The sequence below is a fragment of the Bacillus alveayuensis genome, assembly GCA_030812955.1.
GTDB lineage: Bacteria > Bacillota > Bacilli > Bacillales > Aeribacillaceae > Bacillus_CB > Bacillus_CB alveayuensis.
Genome location: JAUSTR010000001.1, coordinates 911,506 through 930,293, shown reverse-complemented (window position 1 = coordinate 930,293; position 18,788 = coordinate 911,506). Strand labels below are relative to the sequence as shown.

21 protein-coding genes are annotated in these 18,788 nt (G+C 35.7%); 8 read left to right on the top strand and 13 right to left on the bottom strand.

Annotation, left to right across the window (positions count from 1 at the left end):
• Positions 1–336: 336 nt before the first annotated feature.
• From J2S06_RS04680 to J2S06_RS04665, 4 genes are all read right to left on the bottom strand, one after another.
• Positions 337–1,746 (bottom strand): alanine/glycine:cation symporter family protein, encoded by a 1,410-nt coding sequence (locus tag J2S06_RS04680; RefSeq protein WP_044895883.1) that lies wholly within the window; start codon positions 1,744–1,746, stop codon positions 337–339.
• A gap of 315 nt (positions 1,747–2,061) precedes the next feature.
• On the bottom strand, positions 2,062–4,500 hold the full coding sequence (gene parC / locus J2S06_RS04675) for a DNA topoisomerase IV subunit A (protein ID WP_419151422.1): 2,439 nt from the start codon (positions 4,498–4,500) through the stop codon (positions 2,062–2,064).
• Between the two features lie 3 nt (positions 4,501–4,503).
• On the bottom strand, positions 4,504–6,459 hold the full coding sequence (gene parE, locus J2S06_RS04670) for a DNA topoisomerase IV subunit B (protein ID WP_419151465.1): 1,956 nt from the start codon (positions 6,457–6,459) through the stop codon (positions 4,504–4,506).
• 335 nt (positions 6,460–6,794) lie between these two features.
• Complete coding sequence (locus tag J2S06_RS04665; protein WP_419151464.1) at positions 6,795–7,205, bottom strand: CoA-binding protein; 411 nt, start codon at positions 7,203–7,205, stop codon at positions 6,795–6,797.
• Between the two features lie 191 nt (positions 7,206–7,396).
• Between J2S06_RS04665 and plsY the strand changes: the two genes are divergently transcribed.
• From plsY to J2S06_RS04650, 3 genes are all read left to right on the top strand, one after another.
• Positions 7,397–7,984 carry a glycerol-3-phosphate 1-O-acyltransferase PlsY gene (gene plsY, locus J2S06_RS04660; protein WP_044895887.1) on the top strand — a complete coding sequence of 196 codons (588 nt, stop codon included), beginning with the start codon at positions 7,397–7,399 and terminating at the stop codon, positions 7,982–7,984.
• A gap of 181 nt (positions 7,985–8,165) precedes the next feature.
• On the top strand, positions 8,166–9,305 hold the full coding sequence (locus J2S06_RS04655) for a CapA family protein (RefSeq protein ID WP_419151421.1): 1,140 nt from the start codon (positions 8,166–8,168) through the stop codon (positions 9,303–9,305).
• A gap of 67 nt (positions 9,306–9,372) precedes the next feature.
• A complete protein-coding gene (locus J2S06_RS04650; protein ID WP_419151420.1) occupies positions 9,373–9,660 on the top strand; it encodes a HesB/YadR/YfhF family protein in 288 nt (95 codons plus the stop codon).
• Between the two features lie 20 nt (positions 9,661–9,680).
• On the opposite strand, the gene J2S06_RS04645 is transcribed toward J2S06_RS04650, so the two are convergent.
• From J2S06_RS04645 to acnA, 7 genes are all read right to left on the bottom strand, one after another.
• Positions 9,681–9,992, bottom strand: a complete 312-nt coding sequence (locus J2S06_RS04645; RefSeq protein WP_419151419.1) for a hypothetical protein — start codon at positions 9,990–9,992, stop codon at positions 9,681–9,683.
• Complete coding sequence (locus tag J2S06_RS04640) at positions 9,993–10,418, bottom strand: acyl-CoA thioesterase (RefSeq protein WP_419151418.1); 426 nt, start codon at positions 10,416–10,418, stop codon at positions 9,993–9,995.
• Between the two features lie 392 nt (positions 10,419–10,810).
• Entirely contained in the window at positions 10,811–11,053 is a 243-nt protein-coding gene (gene tlp / locus J2S06_RS04635; protein ID WP_044746942.1) for a small acid-soluble spore protein Tlp, read from the bottom strand.
• Positions 11,054–11,242: 189 nt separating this feature from the next.
• On the bottom strand, positions 11,243–11,386 hold the full coding sequence (locus tag J2S06_RS04630; RefSeq protein ID WP_044746949.1) for an acid-soluble spore protein N: 144 nt from the start codon (positions 11,384–11,386) through the stop codon (positions 11,243–11,245).
• A gap of 68 nt (positions 11,387–11,454) precedes the next feature.
• The gene (locus tag J2S06_RS04625) at positions 11,455–11,592 is read right to left on the bottom strand and encodes an FbpB family small basic protein (RefSeq protein WP_083978671.1); all 138 of its coding nucleotides are present in this window, start codon (positions 11,590–11,592) and stop codon (positions 11,455–11,457) included.
• A 233-nt stretch (positions 11,593–11,825) separates the two neighbouring features.
• Entirely contained in the window at positions 11,826–12,338 is a 513-nt protein-coding gene (locus J2S06_RS04620) for a TlpA family protein disulfide reductase (RefSeq protein WP_419151463.1), read from the bottom strand.
• 344 nt (positions 12,339–12,682) lie between these two features.
• Positions 12,683–15,394 (bottom strand): aconitate hydratase AcnA, encoded by a 2,712-nt coding sequence (acnA, locus tag J2S06_RS04615; RefSeq protein WP_459077042.1) that lies wholly within the window; start codon positions 15,392–15,394, stop codon positions 12,683–12,685.
• Between the two features lie 249 nt (positions 15,395–15,643).
• Here acnA and sspO point away from each other — a divergent pair, with 249 nt between their 5' ends.
• Positions 15,644–15,793, top strand: a complete 150-nt coding sequence (sspO, locus tag J2S06_RS04610; protein WP_044746941.1) for a small acid-soluble spore protein O — start codon at positions 15,644–15,646, stop codon at positions 15,791–15,793.
• A 35-nt stretch (positions 15,794–15,828) separates the two neighbouring features.
• Here the strand turns inward: sspO and J2S06_RS04605 are convergent, their stop codons facing one another.
• Positions 15,829–16,089 carry a hypothetical protein gene (locus J2S06_RS04605; protein WP_044746940.1) on the bottom strand — a complete coding sequence of 87 codons (261 nt, stop codon included), beginning with the start codon at positions 16,087–16,089 and terminating at the stop codon, positions 15,829–15,831.
• A 118-nt stretch (positions 16,090–16,207) separates the two neighbouring features.
• Here J2S06_RS04605 and J2S06_RS04600 point away from each other — a divergent pair, with 118 nt between their 5' ends.
• The 4 genes from J2S06_RS04600 (at position 16,208) to J2S06_RS04585 (ending at position 18,130) form a co-directional block, all read left to right on the top strand.
• Positions 16,208–16,351 carry a small acid-soluble spore protein P gene (locus J2S06_RS04600; protein WP_083978669.1) on the top strand — a complete coding sequence of 48 codons (144 nt, stop codon included), beginning with the start codon at positions 16,208–16,210 and terminating at the stop codon, positions 16,349–16,351.
• A gap of 322 nt (positions 16,352–16,673) precedes the next feature.
• The gene (locus J2S06_RS04595) at positions 16,674–17,063 is read left to right on the top strand and encodes an Hsp20/alpha crystallin family protein (RefSeq protein ID WP_419151416.1); all 390 of its coding nucleotides are present in this window, start codon (positions 16,674–16,676) and stop codon (positions 17,061–17,063) included.
• A 366-nt stretch (positions 17,064–17,429) separates the two neighbouring features.
• Positions 17,430–17,639, top strand: a complete 210-nt coding sequence (locus tag J2S06_RS04590) for a hypothetical protein (protein WP_044746936.1) — start codon at positions 17,430–17,432, stop codon at positions 17,637–17,639.
• 65 nt (positions 17,640–17,704) lie between these two features.
• On the top strand, positions 17,705–18,130 hold the full coding sequence (locus J2S06_RS04585) for a DUF2621 domain-containing protein (RefSeq protein WP_044746935.1): 426 nt from the start codon (positions 17,705–17,707) through the stop codon (positions 18,128–18,130).
• 159 nt (positions 18,131–18,289) lie between these two features.
• On the opposite strand, the gene J2S06_RS04580 is transcribed toward J2S06_RS04585, so the two are convergent.
• Entirely contained in the window at positions 18,290–18,754 is a 465-nt protein-coding gene (locus tag J2S06_RS04580) for a CcdC family protein (RefSeq protein WP_044746934.1), read from the bottom strand.
• Between the last annotated feature and the right edge of the window lie 34 nt (positions 18,755–18,788).

Genomic DNA, 18,788 nt, shown 5'->3' with positions numbered 1-18,788 from the left:
TCATATAATGTAAATAGATGGTCAGTTTAAATAAATAAATCCTTAATAGATAATAAATATGTTTTAAGTTCAATCGTTCTGTAAACATAATATTTAGTTTGATATTTAAAGACCATGCTTCTTTTAAATCTTAAAATTCGATTATTTATGAACAAAAAGGCTGAGATGTTCTTTTTTATCAAGGCTCTTTTCTAAAAGATTGTTGCTTTACAACCTTTGCTTTTCAACTGTCCAGGCAAGCGACAAAGTTTACGAAAACAGCCTTTATCAAAAAAACACCCCTAAAAGTAGTTGATTTTCACATCTACCTTTAGAGGTGCTATTCTATTTTATTGTTTATGAAATCGTCTCACTTTTCTCTTCCCACACATCAATGTTTTTTAATCCTTTAATATGGGAAGCTTTAAAAACAGGGTCTTTTCCTTCTTTACGCTGCTTTACATAATCTTGTAGCACTTGGATCGCGATTTTAGATAAAATTGTAATCACGAATAAGTTGATCACTGCCATGAATCCCATAAATAAGTCCGCTAAATCCCATACAATTTGAATACTAGATAGAGAGCCAAATACAACCATCCCAACAACGACTAACCGATAAAGGAAAAGCCAAATTTTGCTTTCACGAATAAACTCGATATTCGTTTCACCATAATAATAGTTTCCGATAATTGAGCTAAAGGCAAAAAGGAAAATCGCAATTGCCACAAATACTGTAGCCCAGCTGCCAATATGTGAAGCAAGAGCAGCTTGTGTTAATTGTATACCACTTAATTGTTGATCAGGAGTTACATCAAATAATAAAATGATAAAGGCAGTCGCACTGCAAATAATGATCGTATCGAAAAACACGCCTAAAGATTGGATAAATCCTTGTTTTGCTGGGTGGGAAACGTTCGCTGTTGCCGCTGCATTCGGTACACTTCCCATACCTGCTTCATTGGAGAATAAACCACGTTTAAGACCGTATAAAAGGGCTGCCCCCATACTACCTCCAGCTACTTCCTCTAAACCGAAAGCGCTTTTCACAATAAGTGCGATAATGCTTGGCAGTTCAGAAATGTTCATAATAACAACGACTAATGCGACAAGAATGTAAATAGAAGCCATAACTGGAACGATCATTTGGGCAGCTTTGGCTATACGTTGAATACCGCCAAAAATAATAACAGCTGTCAAAATGGCTAACAAAATCGCCATCACCGATTTGTTAATGGAAAATGCTTCTTCAAAAGCAGCAGCAATTGTATTGGCCTGTACGGAGTTAAAAATCAACCCAAAGCATAATGTAATTAGCACAGCAAAAATGATTCCAAGCCAGCGGGCATTGAGCGCTTTTTCCATATAATAAGCTGGTCCACCTCTGAAGTTTTCTCCATCTTTTACTTTATACACTTGTGCAAGTGTACTTTCAACAAAGCTTGAGGCCATTCCAATCATCGCTATCATCCACATCCAAAAGACCGCACCTGGACCTCCTAAAGCAATCGCTAGCGCAACACCCGCTAAGTTACCAGTACCAACACGGGAAGCCGCACTAACAAAGAAAGCTTGTAAAGAAGAAATTCCTTTCTGGTTTCGATTTTGTCTTTCAGCAATTAGGCGAAACATTTCTCCAAAGTGACGAAATTGGACAAATTTTGATTGAATCGTAAAGAAAATGCCAAGCCCTATAAGCATATATATGAGAATATAGCTCCATAAAATATTATTTCCAAATGAAACAATTGACTGTAACCAAGACATAAAAATCTCCTTTCGCATTTCTTTTTTATGTAAGGTTTTTTAACATGAACAAGGAGCATTATATCACAAAATTTAATTAAAATTCTATATAAAAATACATAATAATTGTTGAATTTTTTTAAATTTGATCAATAAAATTACTTTCTTGGATCCGCTTATTCCTCATATGTTGTTTCTCACTCACAGCTATTAGTCTTTATCTGTTTCAGAAGATTGAAATCGTTCAAGCGTTTTTCGATTTTTTAGCTCTAAACGTTCATGATTTACATGTAAAAACATCCCTCTTATTCCATCAGAACAAGAGGGATGTTTATATTAATCGGATTGCTGTTCTTTTTCTAACCAGCTTTCTATTATTGGACCTGCTTCTTTTTCATCCATTAAAAATGAACCATTGCTATAACGGTCATTTAAGCGAAGATCTTTTACATGAACCGTTTCCTCGATTCCTTTATCAGAACGTAAATAGACTATTTCCTTTCCGTCACTTATTAAACAACGTATAATGCGATGAGGATTTTTCTTTAATTCCCTTAACATGATCAGGCCGCGTTTAGCACGAGATGATTTATCAAATTCAGCAAAGGTCATTTTCTTAATAGCTCCTCGATTCGTGACAACGATTATTTGGAGATGTGATGTTTGTTCTTTTTCAAAAACTTGGCCACTAGCAACATAATCGCCTTCTTTTATATTAATTCCTTTCACACCGGCAGCACGTGTACCTACAATATTAATTTCTTCTTCATCAAACCACAAACCATATCCGAGATGAGTGGCAACAAATACATCGAATGATCCGTTTGTAACATGTACATCGACCACTTCATCATCATCTTTTAAATTGATGGCAACAAGCGGCTTCGAATATCGTTGTGCTTGATACTGTTTTAACTCGGTCTTTTTCACCATTCCGTTTTTTGTAAAGAAGAGGATGTAATGATCTTCATGAAAGTCACCTACTGGAATAGCCTGAATAATTTTCTCGTCTTTATCAATTGGGACAATGCTTGCAACGTGTTGGCCAAGATCTTTCCAACGAATATCCGGAAGCTCATGAACAGGACAGTATAAGTAATTTCCTTTATTTGTAAATACTAATAGTACATCTGTTGTGTTCATTTCATGCTGCATGAGCAATCTATCTGAATCTTTCATCGCAAAATCTTGCCCATTAGATGCGTTATAGGAACGTAAGCTTGTGCGTTTCACATAGCCGTCTTTTGTCACGGTTACGATGACATCTTCACTAGCAACTGTGACTTCTAAATTAATTTTGATTTCTTCAATTTCTTTTTCAATAATGGTTCTTCGTTCATCAGCATATGTCTTTTTAATTTTTCGCAAATCAGACTTAATGACATGGAACAATTTTTTCTCATTTTCTAAAATTGAAGTTAATTCATGAATTTTTTTCTCAAGTTCCTCTGCTTCAGCTTGTAAGGCTGTGACATCGGTATTGGTTAAGCGATAAAGCTGTAAGGATACAATTGCTTCTGCTTGAGGCTCTGTAAATTCAAATTGATGAATTAAATTATTTTTCGCATCTTTTTTATCTTTAGAAGCTCGAATGGTTGCAATTACTTCGTCTAAAATTGATAAAGCTTTGATTAATCCTTGCACAACATGCTGGCGTTCACGCGCTTTATTTAATTCATAATTCGATCGATTCGTCACAACTTCCTTTTGATGGGAAATGTAAGCATCTAAAATTTCTGGTAAGCTCATCAGCTTAGGGCGACGATTATGTATCGCGACCATATTAAAGTTATAGGGTATTTGTAAATCCGTGTTTTTATATAAATAATTTAATACACCTTCTGCATTAGCATCTTTTTTTAGTTCAATAACAATTCGTAGACCTGTCCGGTCGGTTTCATCACGGACTTCTGAAATTCCTTCCACTTTGCGGTCAATTCGCAGCTCATCAATTTTTTTTACTAAATTTCCTTTATTCACTTCAAAAGGAATTTCTGTAATAACAATTTGCTTTTTCCCACCGCGAGCCGTTTCAATATCCGCTTTTCCACGAATGATTATTTTCCCTTTACCCGTTTCATAGGCTTTTTTAATTCCATCGATCCCTTGAATAATTCCTCCTGTTGGAAAGTCAGGTCCTTTAATAATTCCCAATAATTCATCAACCGTAACATTCGGCTTGTCAATTCGTTTAATGACGGCATCAATCACTTCTCCTAAATGATGCGGAGGGATGTCGGTTGCATATCCTGCCGATATTCCTGTTGATCCGTTTACTAATAAATTCGGAAACATCGCTGGTAATACAACCGGTTCCTCACTCGTATCGTCAAAGTTTGGTATAAAATCAACCGTTTCTTTATCAATGTCGCGTAGCAATTCTCTGGCAATAGAGGAAAGACGAGCCTCCGTATAACGCATCGCAGCAGGTGGATCCCCATCAATACTACCGTTATTCCCGTGCATTTCGATTAAGACATTACGTACTTTCCATTCTTGACTCATTCGAACCATTGCATCATAAACAGAGGAATCACCATGTGGATGATAATTACCAATCACATTACCGACTGTTTTCGCTGACTTCCTAAACGGCTTATCGTGTGTATTTCCATCTACAAACATTGCATACAAAATTCTTCGTTGTACCGGCTTAAGTCCGTCTCTTGCATCCGGTAATGCACGTTCTTGAATAATATATTTACTATATCGTCCGAAGCGGTCACCTAAGACCTCTTCTAATGGTAACTCATGAAATTTTTCTGCATGTGCCATCGATTAGACCCCCTCTCCGATAGATAAGTTTTCATTTTCTAAAATATTGGTCTCCTCATCTAAACCGAAGGCAATATTTTTTTCAATCCACTTACGGCGTGGTTCTACTTTATCTCCCATTAGCGTTGTCACGCGTCGTTCAGCTCGAGCGGCATCGTCGATACGAACACGAATTAATGTACGTGTTTCTGGATTCATCGTTGTTTCCCAAAGCTGATCGGCATTCATTTCGCCAAGACCTTTATACCGTTGAATCGTATAGCCTTTTCCTACTTTTTTCGTCACTTCTTTTAACTCTTCATCGCTCCATGCATATTCAATCATTTCTTTTTTGCCGCTGCCTTTTGAAACTTTATATAGCGGTGGCAAGGCAATATATACTTTTCCCGCTTCAATAAGCGGCTTCATGTATCGATAGAAAAAAGTTAATAGCAACACTTGAATATGAGCACCATCTGTATCAGCATCTGTCATAATAATCACTTTATCGTAATTCACGTCATCGATATTAAAATCTGGTCCGACACCAGCTCCGATCGCATGGATGATTGTATTAATTTCTTCATTTTTGAATATATCATGAAGCTTGGCTTTTTCTGTATTAATCACTTTTCCTCTTAACGGTAGGACAGCTTGGAACTTTCGATCACGTCCTTGTTTAGCTGAGCCTCCTGCCGAATCACCTTCAACTAAATAGAGTTCATTTTTTTGTGGATTCCGCGATTGAGCAGGGGTCAACTTTCCGCTTAATGATGCTTCTTTACGCTTGCGTTTCTTTCCCGATCTTGCTTCTTCACGGGCTTTTCGTGCAGCTTCACGTGCTTGAGCTGCTTTAATGGCCTTTTTAATTAAAAGTGAGCTAATATCTGGATTTTCTTCTAAAAAGTATGATAATTGCTCGGATACAACAGAATCGACAGCAGATCTTGCTTCACTTGTCCCAAGCTTCCCTTTCGTTTGCCCTTCAAATTGCAAGAGCTCTTCAGGGATACGGACAGATACGATGGCAGAAAGGCCTTCCCGGATGTCGGCACCTTCAAGATTTTTATCTTTTTCTTTTAATAGTCCAACTTTCCGAGCATATTCATTAAAAACTCTCGTCATGGCTGTTTTCGCACCAGCTTCATGAGTTCCTCCGTCTTTAGTGCGAACATTATTAACAAAGGAAAGAATATTTTCACTAAATCCGTCATTAAATTGAAAGGCAAATTCAACCTCAATTCCTTGTTGTTCACCTTCAAAAAAGACAACAGGATGAAGAGAATCCTTTTCTTCATTTAAATAGGCAACAAAAGCTTCAATTCCATTTTCATAAAAATATGTTTCTTTTACATCATGTCGTTCATCGATTAATTCAATTTTTAATCCTTTTAATAAAAAGGCTGATTCTCTTAATCGTTCGCTTAACGCATCAAAATGAAAAACGGTTGTGCTAAACATTTTCGGGTCTGGTTTAAAATGAATCGTCGTACCCGTTTCTTTTGTTTCACCAATTTTCTCAAGTGTTGTCACAGGTTTGCCACCGTTTTCAAAGCGCTGTTGATAAATAAATCCATCACGTTTAATCGTTACAACGAGCCACTCTGATAAGGCGTTGACAACGGATGCACCAACACCATGCAGTCCTCCGCTTGTTTTATATCCACCTTGTCCAAATTTTCCACCAGCATGAAGAACCGTTAAGATTACTTCAGGTGTTGGCTTTCCCATTTTATGCATGCCAGTTGGCATACCGCGACCTTTATCTTGAACAGAGACACTATTATCCTTATGTATTTTGACGATAATTTGATCTCCGTAACCGGCTAAAGCTTCGTCAACAGAGTTATCGACAATTTCATAAACGAGATGATGGAGTCCTCGGGAATCTGTACTTCCTATATACATGCCAGGGCGCTTTCTAACTGCTTCTAGTCCCTCTAACACTTGAATCGCATCATCATTATATTCAATAGGCATTTTTTTCACCAAACGACTATAACCCCTTTCACTTCTATAAGAACATATGTTCACTACGTTCTGTATTGTAACTGTTAGAAGTCTTTCCGTCAACTTCTCTCCAGTTTTCACTCATGCTATATTGTATATCTGTTTGCCTATTTATTTCAAACCTTTCTCAAATAAAGGTACTTCGTTACAGTAGCTTTGGGTGGAAAATAAACAAAGAAAGCTTAGAAAGTGAGAAGAAATAGCAAGCGTGTCGCTTGCCTGGACAGTTGAAAAGCTAAGGTTGTAAAGCAACAATCTTTTAGAAAAGAGCCATAAAAAAGAAAAACCCGGCAAACTATGCGGGTTTATGACTTCGTTATGGAATGAGCCACTTTAATGCATAAATCCATAATGACTGGATAGCCTTTCTCTTTTAAGAGATGATAAACTTCTTCATTTACAACTCCTTGCTGTGCCCAAAACACATCGGCATCAACTTCTAAAAATTCCTTCGCAACATCCATTAAATGTTCTGATCGTCGAAACACATTCACGATATCTATATGACCTTTAATTTCTTTTAAAGACTTTACTGCTTTGACTCCTAAAGCTTCATCAATCATTGGATTCACCGGGATGATCTCATAACCTGCATTTTGCATCGCTTGTGAAACCATGTAAGAGGTTCTTTCCGGATTGTTCGATAAACCGACAACTGCAATCCGCTTTGCTTGTTGTAAAATGTTTCGAATTTCATCCAAACTAGGATTATTCACAGCCATATACATCCTCCTTCCCCATTTTTTTCATTATACTAACAATAAAGGTTTGACACCAATTTTTTTAACTTTGTCAGATGCTCTTTTAAAATTCATTATTTTTTTGTAATATATTAACGCAAGATTCATAGAGGTTTATTGATTAATCATGTAAAATAAAAATGAAATGAACAAAAAGGGGAAAAAAGATGATTATTGCACTAATTGTATTATTAGCTTATTTAATTGGATCTATACCTTCAGGGCTGATTGTTGGAAAAGTCGGGTACGGTATTGACATTCGCAATCACGGTAGCGGAAATCTTGGAGGGACAAACACCTTCCGGACACTTGGTATAAAGGCAGGGTTAATTGTAACAATTGCTGATATTTTAAAAGGGACGTTGGCTGCATCGCTCCCAGTTTTATTTCATGTAGATATTCAAGCTCTTCCACTTTTCATGGGGATGGTCGCAGCAGTTGGACATATGTATCCTGTTTTTGCTAATTTTCGCGGAGGTAAAGCTGTCGCAACCTCTGGCGGTGTTTTGTTATTTTACCATCCATTTCTTTTTTTATCGATGCTAGCTGTCTTTTTCGTAGTATTATATATTTCGAAATATGTTTCACTTTCATCAATGCTTACTGCGATTTATACCGTTATTTTTAGTTTATTTACTAAAGATATCCCTCTTATTATTGTCGTTGTAATTTTAACAGCGTTTGTCATTTACAGACATCGCGCCAATATTAAACGAATCATCAATAAAACAGAACCAAAAGTGAAGTGGCTATAGTTGTACCGAGGTTGAAAATACCCTCGGTTTTTTATTTGTCAGTTTCCGCTTTAGAAATGTGCCCAAAGCAACCGGTGAATCATTGTAAAAAACCTTTTATTGTCATGTCTTTCGAACGTTTCATTTTTTTTGTCGAAACGTTTAAAATAATAGTAAAAATACTAATAAAAGGATGTCTGAGATGAAAAAATATTTCGCGATCATTTCCATCTTTTTGATCGGTTCAATATTAAGTTTCATTGCTTTTCAAAAGTCTGTTAACAACCCAAACCAAATAAAAATACAAAGCCATTCTCTTAAAACGAAAGCTATGAGCTTTAAAGAGTTTAACTCTTCGGTAAGTATTTCAGCAATTGGTGATGTTCTCATCCATCATCCTGTTTATGAAGATGCAAAAATAAAAGATGGAGTTTACGACTTTAAACCTATGATAAAAAACGTAAAAAACCTCTTAAGTGATGCTGATTTCACAATGGCTAATCAAGAATCGATGATCGGCGGAACGGAACTTGGTTTATCCTCTTATCCATCTTTTAATAGTCCTTTTGAAGTTGCTGATGCCCTTCATGATGCAGGAGTTGATCTTGTTTCCATTGCCAATAACCATACCTTAGACAGAGGAGAAGCGGCCATATTAAATGCAATATCTCACTATCAAAATATTGGCATGTACTATGTAGGAAGCTACAAAAATCGTGAAGATGCTAATACTCTTCGTGTGATCAATGTGAACGGGATAAAACTCGGATTTCTATCTTATACTTACGGAACGAACGGGATTCCGGTCCCAAAGGACAAGCCTTACCTTGTGAACTTAATAGATCGCCAAAAAATAAAAGAGGATTTACAAAGATTGAAACATGAAGCAGATGTGATCATCGTCAATATGCATTGGGGCATCGAATATCAACCTTATCCAACCGAAGAACAAAAACAGCTTGCAAAATTTTTAACGAATCATGGCGCACATGTGATTATTGGACATCATCCTCATGTACTTCAACCAATGGAATGGGTGGAAGGCGAAAATGGACAAAAAAGTATTGTCATTTATTCATTAGGAAATTTCCTTTCAGCACAAAAAGGAAACGGGAAAGACATCGGAGGGATCTTCACCTTACAAATTGAAAAAAAGATGAATGGTGACTCAAAGAATCTTACGTTACGAAACCCACAAATCATTCCAACCATTGTATTAAGCCATGGATCAAGAAACTATCAAATCCAAGTATTAAAAGACATTAATGAAAAGAAGTATGATGAAGTGATCAAACATATGGAGCAATGGCTTCAAACGAATGAAGAAACCATTGTCCAGTAACATTCATCTTTTGCTAGAGACATCAATTGTTTTATATAATGATTTTATTAGGAAGGAGAGAATGATGATGAAAATGTCAATTTCACAAGATGCTGCAAAATGGTACAAAGATGAAATGCAGCTGAAAGATGGAGATTTTTTGCGGTTTTTTGCTCGTTATGGAGGTTGTGGAAATGTTCAAAAAGGGTTCTCTCTAGGGGTAGCAAAAGATGAGCCTGTTGATATAGGGGTGGAAACATCTTGCCTCGGTGTTACCTTTTTCGTGGAAGAAAAGGATTTATGGTATTTCGACAGCCGAGACTTAACGATTGAGCTTGACCCAGATCACGATGAGCCCGTCTTTTATTTTTCCTAGACGTTTCACAAAACCGCAGACTATCGCTGCGGTTTTAATTTAAATCGAATGATGTGATCCTCAAAACCATTTTTTTCAAGGATTTTCAGTTGGTATTCACCTAATAAATCAAAATGTGGATATTGCCGATGTTCGTGAATCCATTCTTCCTTCAAGCCATATTCTTTTCCCCATTGAATTAATCGACTTTTATGGCAACAGCCTACTTTCGTTACGGAATGGTATTCAGGAAAGCGGGGATCATACCAAAAATGAGTAAAAAATGCAATTTCCCCATTTTTCACTTTCTTTTTCCATTCCATTAACTCTTTTCTCGTGATCCCAAATGCCAATTACTCCACCTTCTTCATCGCTTTTATATAAGCTTCATGCCAATCTGGAAATACTTTTTTTAATGGAACTGGCTTGAATGAATCCTTCTTGACACAAACATGGGATGATGTACTCTTAATCGCTAAATCTCCAGAAGGTGTATAAATTTCATAGCCGTAGACAACCTTCACACCGTTATACTCTTCAATCCATGTATGAATCAAGGCAGTATCTCCATATTTTAGCGGTTTTTTATATTCGATATGTACATCAATGACTGGTGAGAGCACACCTTGTTTTTCCATTTCAAAATAGGAAAATCCTAAGTCTTTGATAAGTTGTGTACGCCCAACCTCCATCCAAACTAAATAGTTAGCATGGTAGACAACACCCATTTGATCTGTTTCAGCATATCTTACATCAATTTCCTTTTTTGATATATACATCGCATCCCCTCTCCTATCTCTAACACATCATTTTTCTCTTTGGCTCTTTTCTAAAAGATTGTTGCTTTACTACGATAGTTTTTCGACTGTCAAGCAAGCGAAACGCTTGCTATGTCACGCGTGTAGCGTGACGTGAACCGAACTAAAGTCGATGGTCGGACAAATGTGATTTGTCCGACCACGTGCTTTGTTCGGTTCATAGACAGTCGAAAAGCAACAAAGGTTTACGAAAACACCCTTCACTTTTCATCTTATCGAATAAGTATAATCACCTCAACTATTTCAACATAAATAAAAAAGCTGAACTCATCTATAAAGGAGTCAGCTTCACATAATGGATGAGCATCCCACCTACATGTTGTTTAGAGGCGTGAGACATCTCGGTGAACATGTTAACCTTCGTTTCGATAGCCATTTTCTCGATCGTGAGCTTCATCTTTTATTTCTTGTCGTAAAGCATGTATACTTTCTTCACGACGATGATTCTTAGCTCGAATTCGTTCACGTTCTTCACGATCAGCAAATTGCATAGTTTCTTCTGCTTCTTCCATGTTTTCTAACGTATTTTGGACAATATCTTGTAATTTTTCAACATTATCTGATCGATCATCTGGATTCGGTTTGTTATAGACCATAACATGTCACCCTTTCCTTGTTGTTATCCAATCAGCTTTAGTTTGAACGAAACAGGTGAAAATGTTGTATGAAATTTTTGGGAATAGAGACCAAACTTTAAGGAAAAAAATTACACTAACGACGTCGTAGGAAGAACGCTACAAAACGAAAAATTTTCATTTTGATAAAAAATGAGTAGGGACTTACCCCTACTCTCCTTTTGTTTGAATGACTTGTACTTGTTCATTTGATTTGCTTTGCATTTTTTTTCCTTTATTTCCACCAAATCCTCTTGGTTTTGTGCCAATATGATTTGGATTGAAATGTGATGGTTTATCATTCGAGTTCGTCATCATTGATCGCCTCCTTATTTTAGATTGAATCAAAGCGATACAATGCATGACTTAAAATTTAAGGAACATTACCCTAATTTTTCCAAAAATCTTTTTTCAAGTCTTTTTTCGACTCGCTCTTCTAACTTAGCTAAAGCTTGACGATCTTTTAAAATTTTTTGTTTATTTTCAAGAACTAATTGTTCAAATGTAAGTTTATGCTTCATTTTTCATCCCTCTTTTCTTCTAAATAACATCTTGATGTTTACAGTTATATTATACTTAATATTCAGATATTTTATATAAATCAATTGTGAACGTTTATTGACATTATAACCAATTTTTCCATTTTATAAACATAAAAGAAAACCCGGGCGTACCGAGTTTTTAAAAGGAAAAGAGAAGCAGTCTTACTATTTTTACGAAATCCTACACGTAAAAAAGTAATAGCTAGTAGTTTTTACATGTCATCGATCTTTTCCATCAAATATTGTTTCGTCATTTGCCCAACCACTTTATCTTGAATAATTCCATCCTCATTTAAAAAATAAGTCGTTGGATAAGTGAGTACTTCATATCCGCTATTTGCCTTATTTTTCGGATCCAGTAAAATAGGAAAGGTAAATCCATTGTTTTCAATAAATTGCTTTACTTTTTCTTGATTACTTTCGCTAGCGGTAAAATTAACGGCAACGATTTCAATTTCATCAGAATAATCTTCATACAATTTTTGCATTTCTGGCATTTCTTCTTTACATGGAGGACACCATGTAGCCCAAAAATTTAAAATAACTTTTTTTCCTTGAAAATCAGATATTTTTTTCGTTTCTCCGTTTAAAGTTAATAATTCAAAATCTGGAGCTTTATCTCCCTTTTCTAGACCAACTTTTACATCTTTTGATGCAATGGTTTGCCAAATCGCTACCCCTGCTAATATCAACAGAAAAATAATTGCTAATATTTTTTTCATGATCAAACTCCTCTCAATAATCCTTTGACAAAGATTCAACAATAAAATAAATAACAACGATACTTATTATTGTAAAACCATCATCCTCTCATTACATGAAAAAATTTGACAAAATCATGAAGTTCATATTGCTTTATACAAAAGGGTATGTATAACACGTAAGGTACCGCTTAGTGACGTATGAAGCGGATCTCTCCATTTGAAATGGAAACACGAAAACTTTAAGTGATTCTTTGTTGACTAATCGTAAGGAGGAGCAGGAAACTCTCTCGTCGCTTACGATTTTTTCATTTTCTATAACAAAAAAAAAGAGTAGGATTTTCCATCCTACTCCTTCAAACCTTCCATTATCCTTTAAGTTTTTCGCGTAATACCATTTGTAAAATACCGCCGTGACGATAGTAATCAATTTCAACTTCACTATCGAAACGAACTAAAACTTCGAACTCTTTGCGATTACCATTTTCATCAGTTGCCGTTACTTTCACGTAATCGCGAGGTTTAATATTTTCATCAATATGGACTTCAATTACTTCTTTTCCGGTTAAACCAAGAACATCTGCATTTTCACCAGGTTTAAACTGGAGAGGAAGAACGCCCATTAATACTAGATTTGAACGGTGAATACGTTCGAAGCTTTCCGCAATTACTGTTTTAATACCTAAAAGATTTGTACCTTTTGCTGCCCAGTCACGAGAGCTTCCCATACCGTAATCTTTTCCAGCTAAGACAACAAGACCTGTTCCATCTTCTTTATATTTCATGCAAGCATCGTATATGGACATAACTTCATTTGTTGGCCAGTAGGTTGTATAACCACCTTCTGTACCTGGTGCAATTTGATTTCGAATACGAATATTTGCAAATGTTCCTCTCATCATCACTTCATGATTACCGCGGCGAGAACCATATGAGTTAAAATCTCTTGGGGATACTCCTTTAGATTGTAAATACTTCCCTGCTGGAGTATCTTTGCCAATGGCACCTGCCGGTGAAATATGGTCGGTTGTAACAGAATCGCCAAACTTACCAACAACACGTAATCCTTTTAATGGTTCTACTTTACCAGGCTCAGGTGATAATCCTTCAAAGAACGGTGGATTTTGAATATAAGTAGAATTTTCATCCCATTTATATAATGGTTCATCAGTTGTTTCAATTTGGTTCCAACGTTCATTATCATCAAAGACTCGCTCGTATTCTTTACGGAACAATTCAGGTGTTACTGTTTCTTTTATGACTTCTTTAATTTCATCCATTGATGGCCAAATATCTTTAAAGAATACATCGTTGCCATCTTTGTCTTGGCCAATTGGATCATTTAATAAATCAATGTCTACTGTTCCCGCAAGTGCATACGCCACAACTAATGGTGGTGATGCAAGGTAGTTCCCTTTTACAAGCGGATGAATACGTCCTTCAAAGTTACGGTTACCTGAAAGAACAGATGTAACGAGCAAATCATTTTCAGCAATGGCTTTTTCAATTTCTTCTGCTAATGGTCCAGAGTTTCCAATACATGTTGTACAACCATAACCTACGAGGTTAAAGCCGAGTTTTTCAAGGTATGGCAATAACCCAGAATCTTGTAAATACCCTGTAACAACTTTTGATCCAGGTGCTAACGATGTTTTTACATATTTCGGTACTGACAAACCTTTTTCCACTGCTTTTTTCGCTACTAAACCGGCACCTACTAACACATAAGGGTTTGAAGTATTCGTACAGCTTGTAATCGCAGCAATCACGACAGAACCTGTTTTCATTGTCGTTTGCTCGCCATTTTTTAAAGTAACCGTTACTTCTTTATCAAGCTCAGAAGTATCTAGTCCAAACCCTTGGTTTCCAGCTGGTGCTGTTAAGGCTTTATGGAATTCCTCTTTCATTTTAGAAAGCGGAATTAAATCTTGTGGACGTTTCGGTCCAGAAAGGTTTGCTTCAATGGTTGATAAATCAATTTCAACTACATCTGTAAAAATTGGATCCTGTTGGTCAGGCGTATAATATAAGCCATTTTCTTTACAGTAAGCTTCAACAACTTGAATATGATCTTCGTCACGACCTGTTAAACGTAAATATTCAATGGATTCGCCATCAACAGGGAAAAATCCACAAGTGGCACCGTATTCTGGGGCCATATTAGCAATCGTTGCACGGTCAGCTAACGGAAGCTTTGATACACCAGGTCCGAAAAATTCTACAAACTTCCCAACAACACCTTTTTGACGAAGTACTTGAGTAACCTTTAAAGCAAGGTCTGTTGCTGTAGTTCCATTTGGAAGCTCACCAACAAGCTTAACCCCAATTACCTCTGGTACAGGGAAATAGGAAGGTTGTCCTAGCATACCTGCTTCTGCTTCAATACCACCTACACCCCAGCCTAATACGCCAAGGCCATTGATCATCGTTGTATGAGAGTCTGTACCAACTAAAGTGTCAGGGAAAGCTTCATATTCACCATTTTCCCCTTCCATTGTATGGACAACATTTGCTAAATACTCCAAGTTTACTTGGTGAACAATACCTGTTGCAGGCGGCACAGCACGATAGTTATCAAATGCTTTTTGCGCCCAGCTTAAAAATTGATAACGCTCTTTATTTCGTTCAAATTCTAACTCTATGTTATATTGCAAAGCATCTTCCGTACCAGCTTTGTCAACTTGAACGGAATGGTCGATAACTAGGTCTACAGGAATTTCCGGGTTAATTTTATCTGGATCTCCGCCCATATCTGCCATTGCTTTCCGTAGAGAAGCTAGGTCTACAACAGCAGGAACACCCGTAAAGTCTTGTAAAATAACACGGGATGGTTTAAATGGTACATCTAAATCTTTTAACTCATCTGTTCCCCACTTAGCCAAATTTTCAACATGCTCTTTTGTAATGACACGACCGTCTACTTGGCGTAAAACGGATTCTAATAACACTTTAATTGAATAAGGTAATCGAGAAACTTGACCTACTCCTGCATCTTCTAGTGCTTTTAATGAATAGTAATGATACGTTTTCCCATTAACTTGAAAGCTTTTTCTCGCTTGGAAAACGTCGTTTTTCACCAATTGTTGCTGTGTCATGTCGTTTTCTCCCCCTTTAGATGAATATCAACAATTATCGTTTTTAATCCCCCACACCTCAAAAAATTCGTGCAATTCAATCTTAATATACTTTTCTTAATAAGTAAATATCAATGATGTTATCAATTATTATAAGGAACACTTATACATAGTAATATTCTTATTTTTTTACCATAATGATTATTTCGTATGAACGAGGTGATTCCGTTAAACAATAAAAACGGAGGTGAAAATATGGGTAAGAGGAAAGCAAATCATTTAATCGAAGGAATGAATGCTGCAAAAGCACAAGGAAAAGGAGCCGGATATAATGAAGAACTGCAAAATGAACCATTGACAGCTGAACAGCGTTCTTTTAATAAAAAAAGAAAAAAGAGTCAATAATGCTTAAAAAAACGACGGGTTTCTCCGTCGTTTTATCACGATTCATCGTTCACTTCATTGACCATTTGCCGGAGGTCACGTTCATATTGTTCAAGTCTTAACCGTTCTTTTTCTGATGCAACTTCTAACGCATTTTGAATTTGTTGATAAGCTTCATTCACTTCTTGTTTTAAATGTTTTAATTGTTTTCCGTAATCGGCGTCGCTTTTTTCGATTTGTGTATAAACATCCACAACATCTTTCATACCTTGTTGAGCTGCTTGAAAAGCTTGCTGTTTATTTTTATGGTAAGGCAATGAACTCACTCCTTTACAGCAATTCTTTTATAGTTTAAGAAAAAACATTAAAATTATTCAAAGCGAATGAATGATTTCTGTCATCTTAGCCATTCTACATAATAAAGGAGGAATGGAGATGACAAATAAAAACGATTCAAAGGATATAAGAAAAAATGCTTCAAAAGGGGTTTCTGGGCAACCGGAGCCGCTTGATGGATCCAAAAAAGTAAAAAACCGAAACCACACAAAACAAAAACAAAATAAAAGCCATGATATGTAACCGTTAACTCTTTCGGAAAAAGGATAGATAAAATTTATGTCTATCCTGTTTTATTTTTATGATAAGACACAAGTGTTGATTATCCATTATTTTACATAAAAATACAGAATCGTATGGCTGAAAAGCTAGAAATAGAGCCATCTCAACTGGTTATTATTGGTTAATCAACACGCCTGATGATAAGATAAATTTTTTCTTTTTTATGCTTCATATAAAAATATTTATCGTACTTTTTAAAATTATTCGTGTGATTTGCTGTAACCAAAAAAGCAAAGTGTGAATAGATATAATTTTAAGTTTGATATGACTTGGAGGTTTTGGTATGGGAAAGAAAAAACAATCCCTCCCTTCAGAACTTAATGGGATTGAAGATTGGATGAACCAATTCTTTCAAGATCCATTTATGAGTTTTCTCGATGATTACACCTTTAGAGTCGATCTTTTCGAAACAAGCTGTGAATACATTATTGAAGCACAAATTAATCATGTTGAGGCGGATGAAATTAGTGTTGAAATAAACAATGACAACCTATCCATTACCATTCATTCAATAAAAGAGGAAAAACCGAAGGAACGATCCGTTGTATTACCATTCCCTTTAGAAGATAAACGTATAGATGCTATATACCAAAACGGGATTTTAGAAATTAAAATTGCCAAGGAGGAAAAAACTATCCGTAACAACAAAAGAATACAAATTCAAAAAAGGTAAGAGGCTGCTCCAAAACAGCCTCAACAATTGATTCTTCTTTTCTTCTTTTTCTTCTTTAATCGTTCCTAAATTCTTTCCTTAAATACATATTTTGATGACCCTTTAACTTTAGGGTAGGAAGATAAAAACATTTTTTCTTTTAGAACATAGTTTAATTAGAAATAAAATTTGTCTATGTAACGTACAAGCGTGTATCCACGTTGTTTATGTTTGATTTGAACATCGTTCAATATTGTTATATTTTTTATTATTTTTTACAATTTCCCCGTATGAAAAAGTAGAAAAAAATAAAATACGTATGATAAGATTTTCCTAGAGATCTTTTTTTCTATATGGAAATTAGTTGAATAGGAGGATGACGGGTATTTGAACAATCGCACAATGCTGTATGAATTGTTTTTGTATCCAACAGATTCTGGAAATATTAAATTGACCATTTATTTTGATCATCATGAATATCAAGTTTTTGCAGAGTTAAATGAATGCATGTCTATTGGAACACATAAAAATAAAAGAAAGGCAGTAAAATATGCTATTAAAGAGTTAATTACAGCTTATGAATCGATAAACCCTTAACGGTTTTCTTCCTTACAATCGTTGTGTATAATTAATTCATGAATTTTCAACGTTGGGGTGAAAACATGTTAACGGGATGGTTTTTATGGTTTATTTTGCTATGGGTCGTCTTCCTTATTACGATGCTGGCAATCGGGGGCTTTTTTATGTTTCGGAAATTTTTAAAACGATTACCGAAGGAAGACGGCAAATCAGAATTAGATTGGCAGGAATATTACATACAACAAACACATCATTTATGGTCAGATGAACAAAAACAGCTTCTAGAAGAGTTAGTATCACCTGTTCCAGAGCTTTTCCGCGATGTTGCTAGACAAAAAATAGCCGGAAAAATTGGGGAACTCGCACTGAAAGAAAACGCAGCTGAGATCACGCAAGATCTCGTGATCAGAGGATATATTTTAGCTACACCAAAACGTGATCATAAGTTTTTAATCAAGAGATTAAAGGAAAAAAATATTGATTATTCCCAATATGAAGCACTTTTTTAACTCCCTCTACATCTTTATGGAGGGTTTTATTTGTTTTACAGTGAAAACAAATAAAGAGAGGCATATCCAAAAGCAAATTGTCAAACCACTTGAGGTTAGTTGCTTTTAGGATTGCCTCATTTATATATAAACTAGGATTATGTATTATGTTTGCTGATTTTAAAACCCCTCTATTTCCCTTTTTAATTTTCGGAATTGAATATACATGGCAATTCGCCACGGCACGATCATTCCGAAAGCTAGCATCCAAAACATTCCGGTTAATTCACCGTAATCGATTGTAAAACTCAAAATGCTTTTTAATAGAATACGTAAAGCTAAAAGACCAAACAGGATAAAAATAAAGGCTTTGGAACGTTTTAAATAAATATGTTGACCTCTCACTTCAAAATTTGAAGTTTTCATTAAAAATATCGAAAAAATGGAGCCAACGAATAATGCTTCGGCAATTTCTAACGGAGTAATCCGAAATTCAGGAAATAAATACATCAATGCACCAGAACTCATAAATATAGGGGGCAAAATGATCTTTTTGGCTGTGACGGGCTTTTTAGATGCCTTTGAGCGAATAAAAATGACAAGAATCCCCATGATTATGGCAAAAATTGAAGAAACAATCATCATCTTAAACCAATCCTTTACAAAACTGAAAGTTACA

Bases quoted from the DNA above. Each gene is read 5' to 3' on its own strand.
- J2S06_RS04650 (WP_419151420.1), top strand. From the start codon at position 9,373: ATGAAAATGTCAATTTCACAAGATGCTGCAAAATGGTACAAAGATGAA.
- J2S06_RS04585 (WP_044746935.1), top strand. From the start codon at position 17,705: ATGTTAACGGGATGGTTTTTATGGTTTATTTTGCTATGGGTCGTCTTC.
- tlp (WP_044746942.1), bottom strand. From the start codon at position 11,053: ATGGTCTATAACAAACCGAATCCAGATGATCGATCAGATAATGTTGAA.
- J2S06_RS04640 (WP_419151418.1), bottom strand. From the start codon at position 10,418: ATGTATATATCAAAAAAGGAAATTGATGTAAGATATGCTGAAACAGAT.
- sspO (WP_044746941.1), top strand. From the start codon at position 15,644: ATGGGTAAGAGGAAAGCAAATCATTTAATCGAAGGAATGAATGCTGCA.
- J2S06_RS04680 (WP_044895883.1), bottom strand. From the start codon at position 1,746: ATGTCTTGGTTACAGTCAATTGTTTCATTTGGAAATAATATTTTATGG.
- parC (WP_419151422.1), bottom strand. From the start codon at position 4,500: ATGGCACATGCAGAAAAATTTCATGAGTTACCATTAGAAGAGGTCTTA.
- J2S06_RS04595 (WP_419151416.1), top strand. From the start codon at position 16,674: ATGGGAAAGAAAAAACAATCCCTCCCTTCAGAACTTAATGGGATTGAA.
- J2S06_RS04625 (WP_083978671.1), bottom strand. From the start codon at position 11,592: ATGAAGCATAAACTTACATTTGAACAATTAGTTCTTGAAAATAAACAA.
- J2S06_RS04580 (WP_044746934.1), bottom strand. From the start codon at position 18,754: ATGATGATTGTTTCTTCAATTTTTGCCATAATCATGGGGATTCTTGTC.
- J2S06_RS04600 (WP_083978669.1), top strand. From the start codon at position 16,208: ATGACAAATAAAAACGATTCAAAGGATATAAGAAAAAATGCTTCAAAA.
- J2S06_RS04655 (WP_419151421.1), top strand. From the start codon at position 8,166: ATGAAAAAATATTTCGCGATCATTTCCATCTTTTTGATCGGTTCAATA.
- J2S06_RS04630 (WP_044746949.1), bottom strand. From the start codon at position 11,386: ATGACGAACTCGAATGATAAACCATCACATTTCAATCCAAATCATATT.
- parE (WP_419151465.1), bottom strand. From the start codon at position 6,459: ATGCCTATTGAATATAATGATGATGCGATTCAAGTGTTAGAGGGACTA.
- plsY (WP_044895887.1), top strand. From the start codon at position 7,397: ATGATTATTGCACTAATTGTATTATTAGCTTATTTAATTGGATCTATA.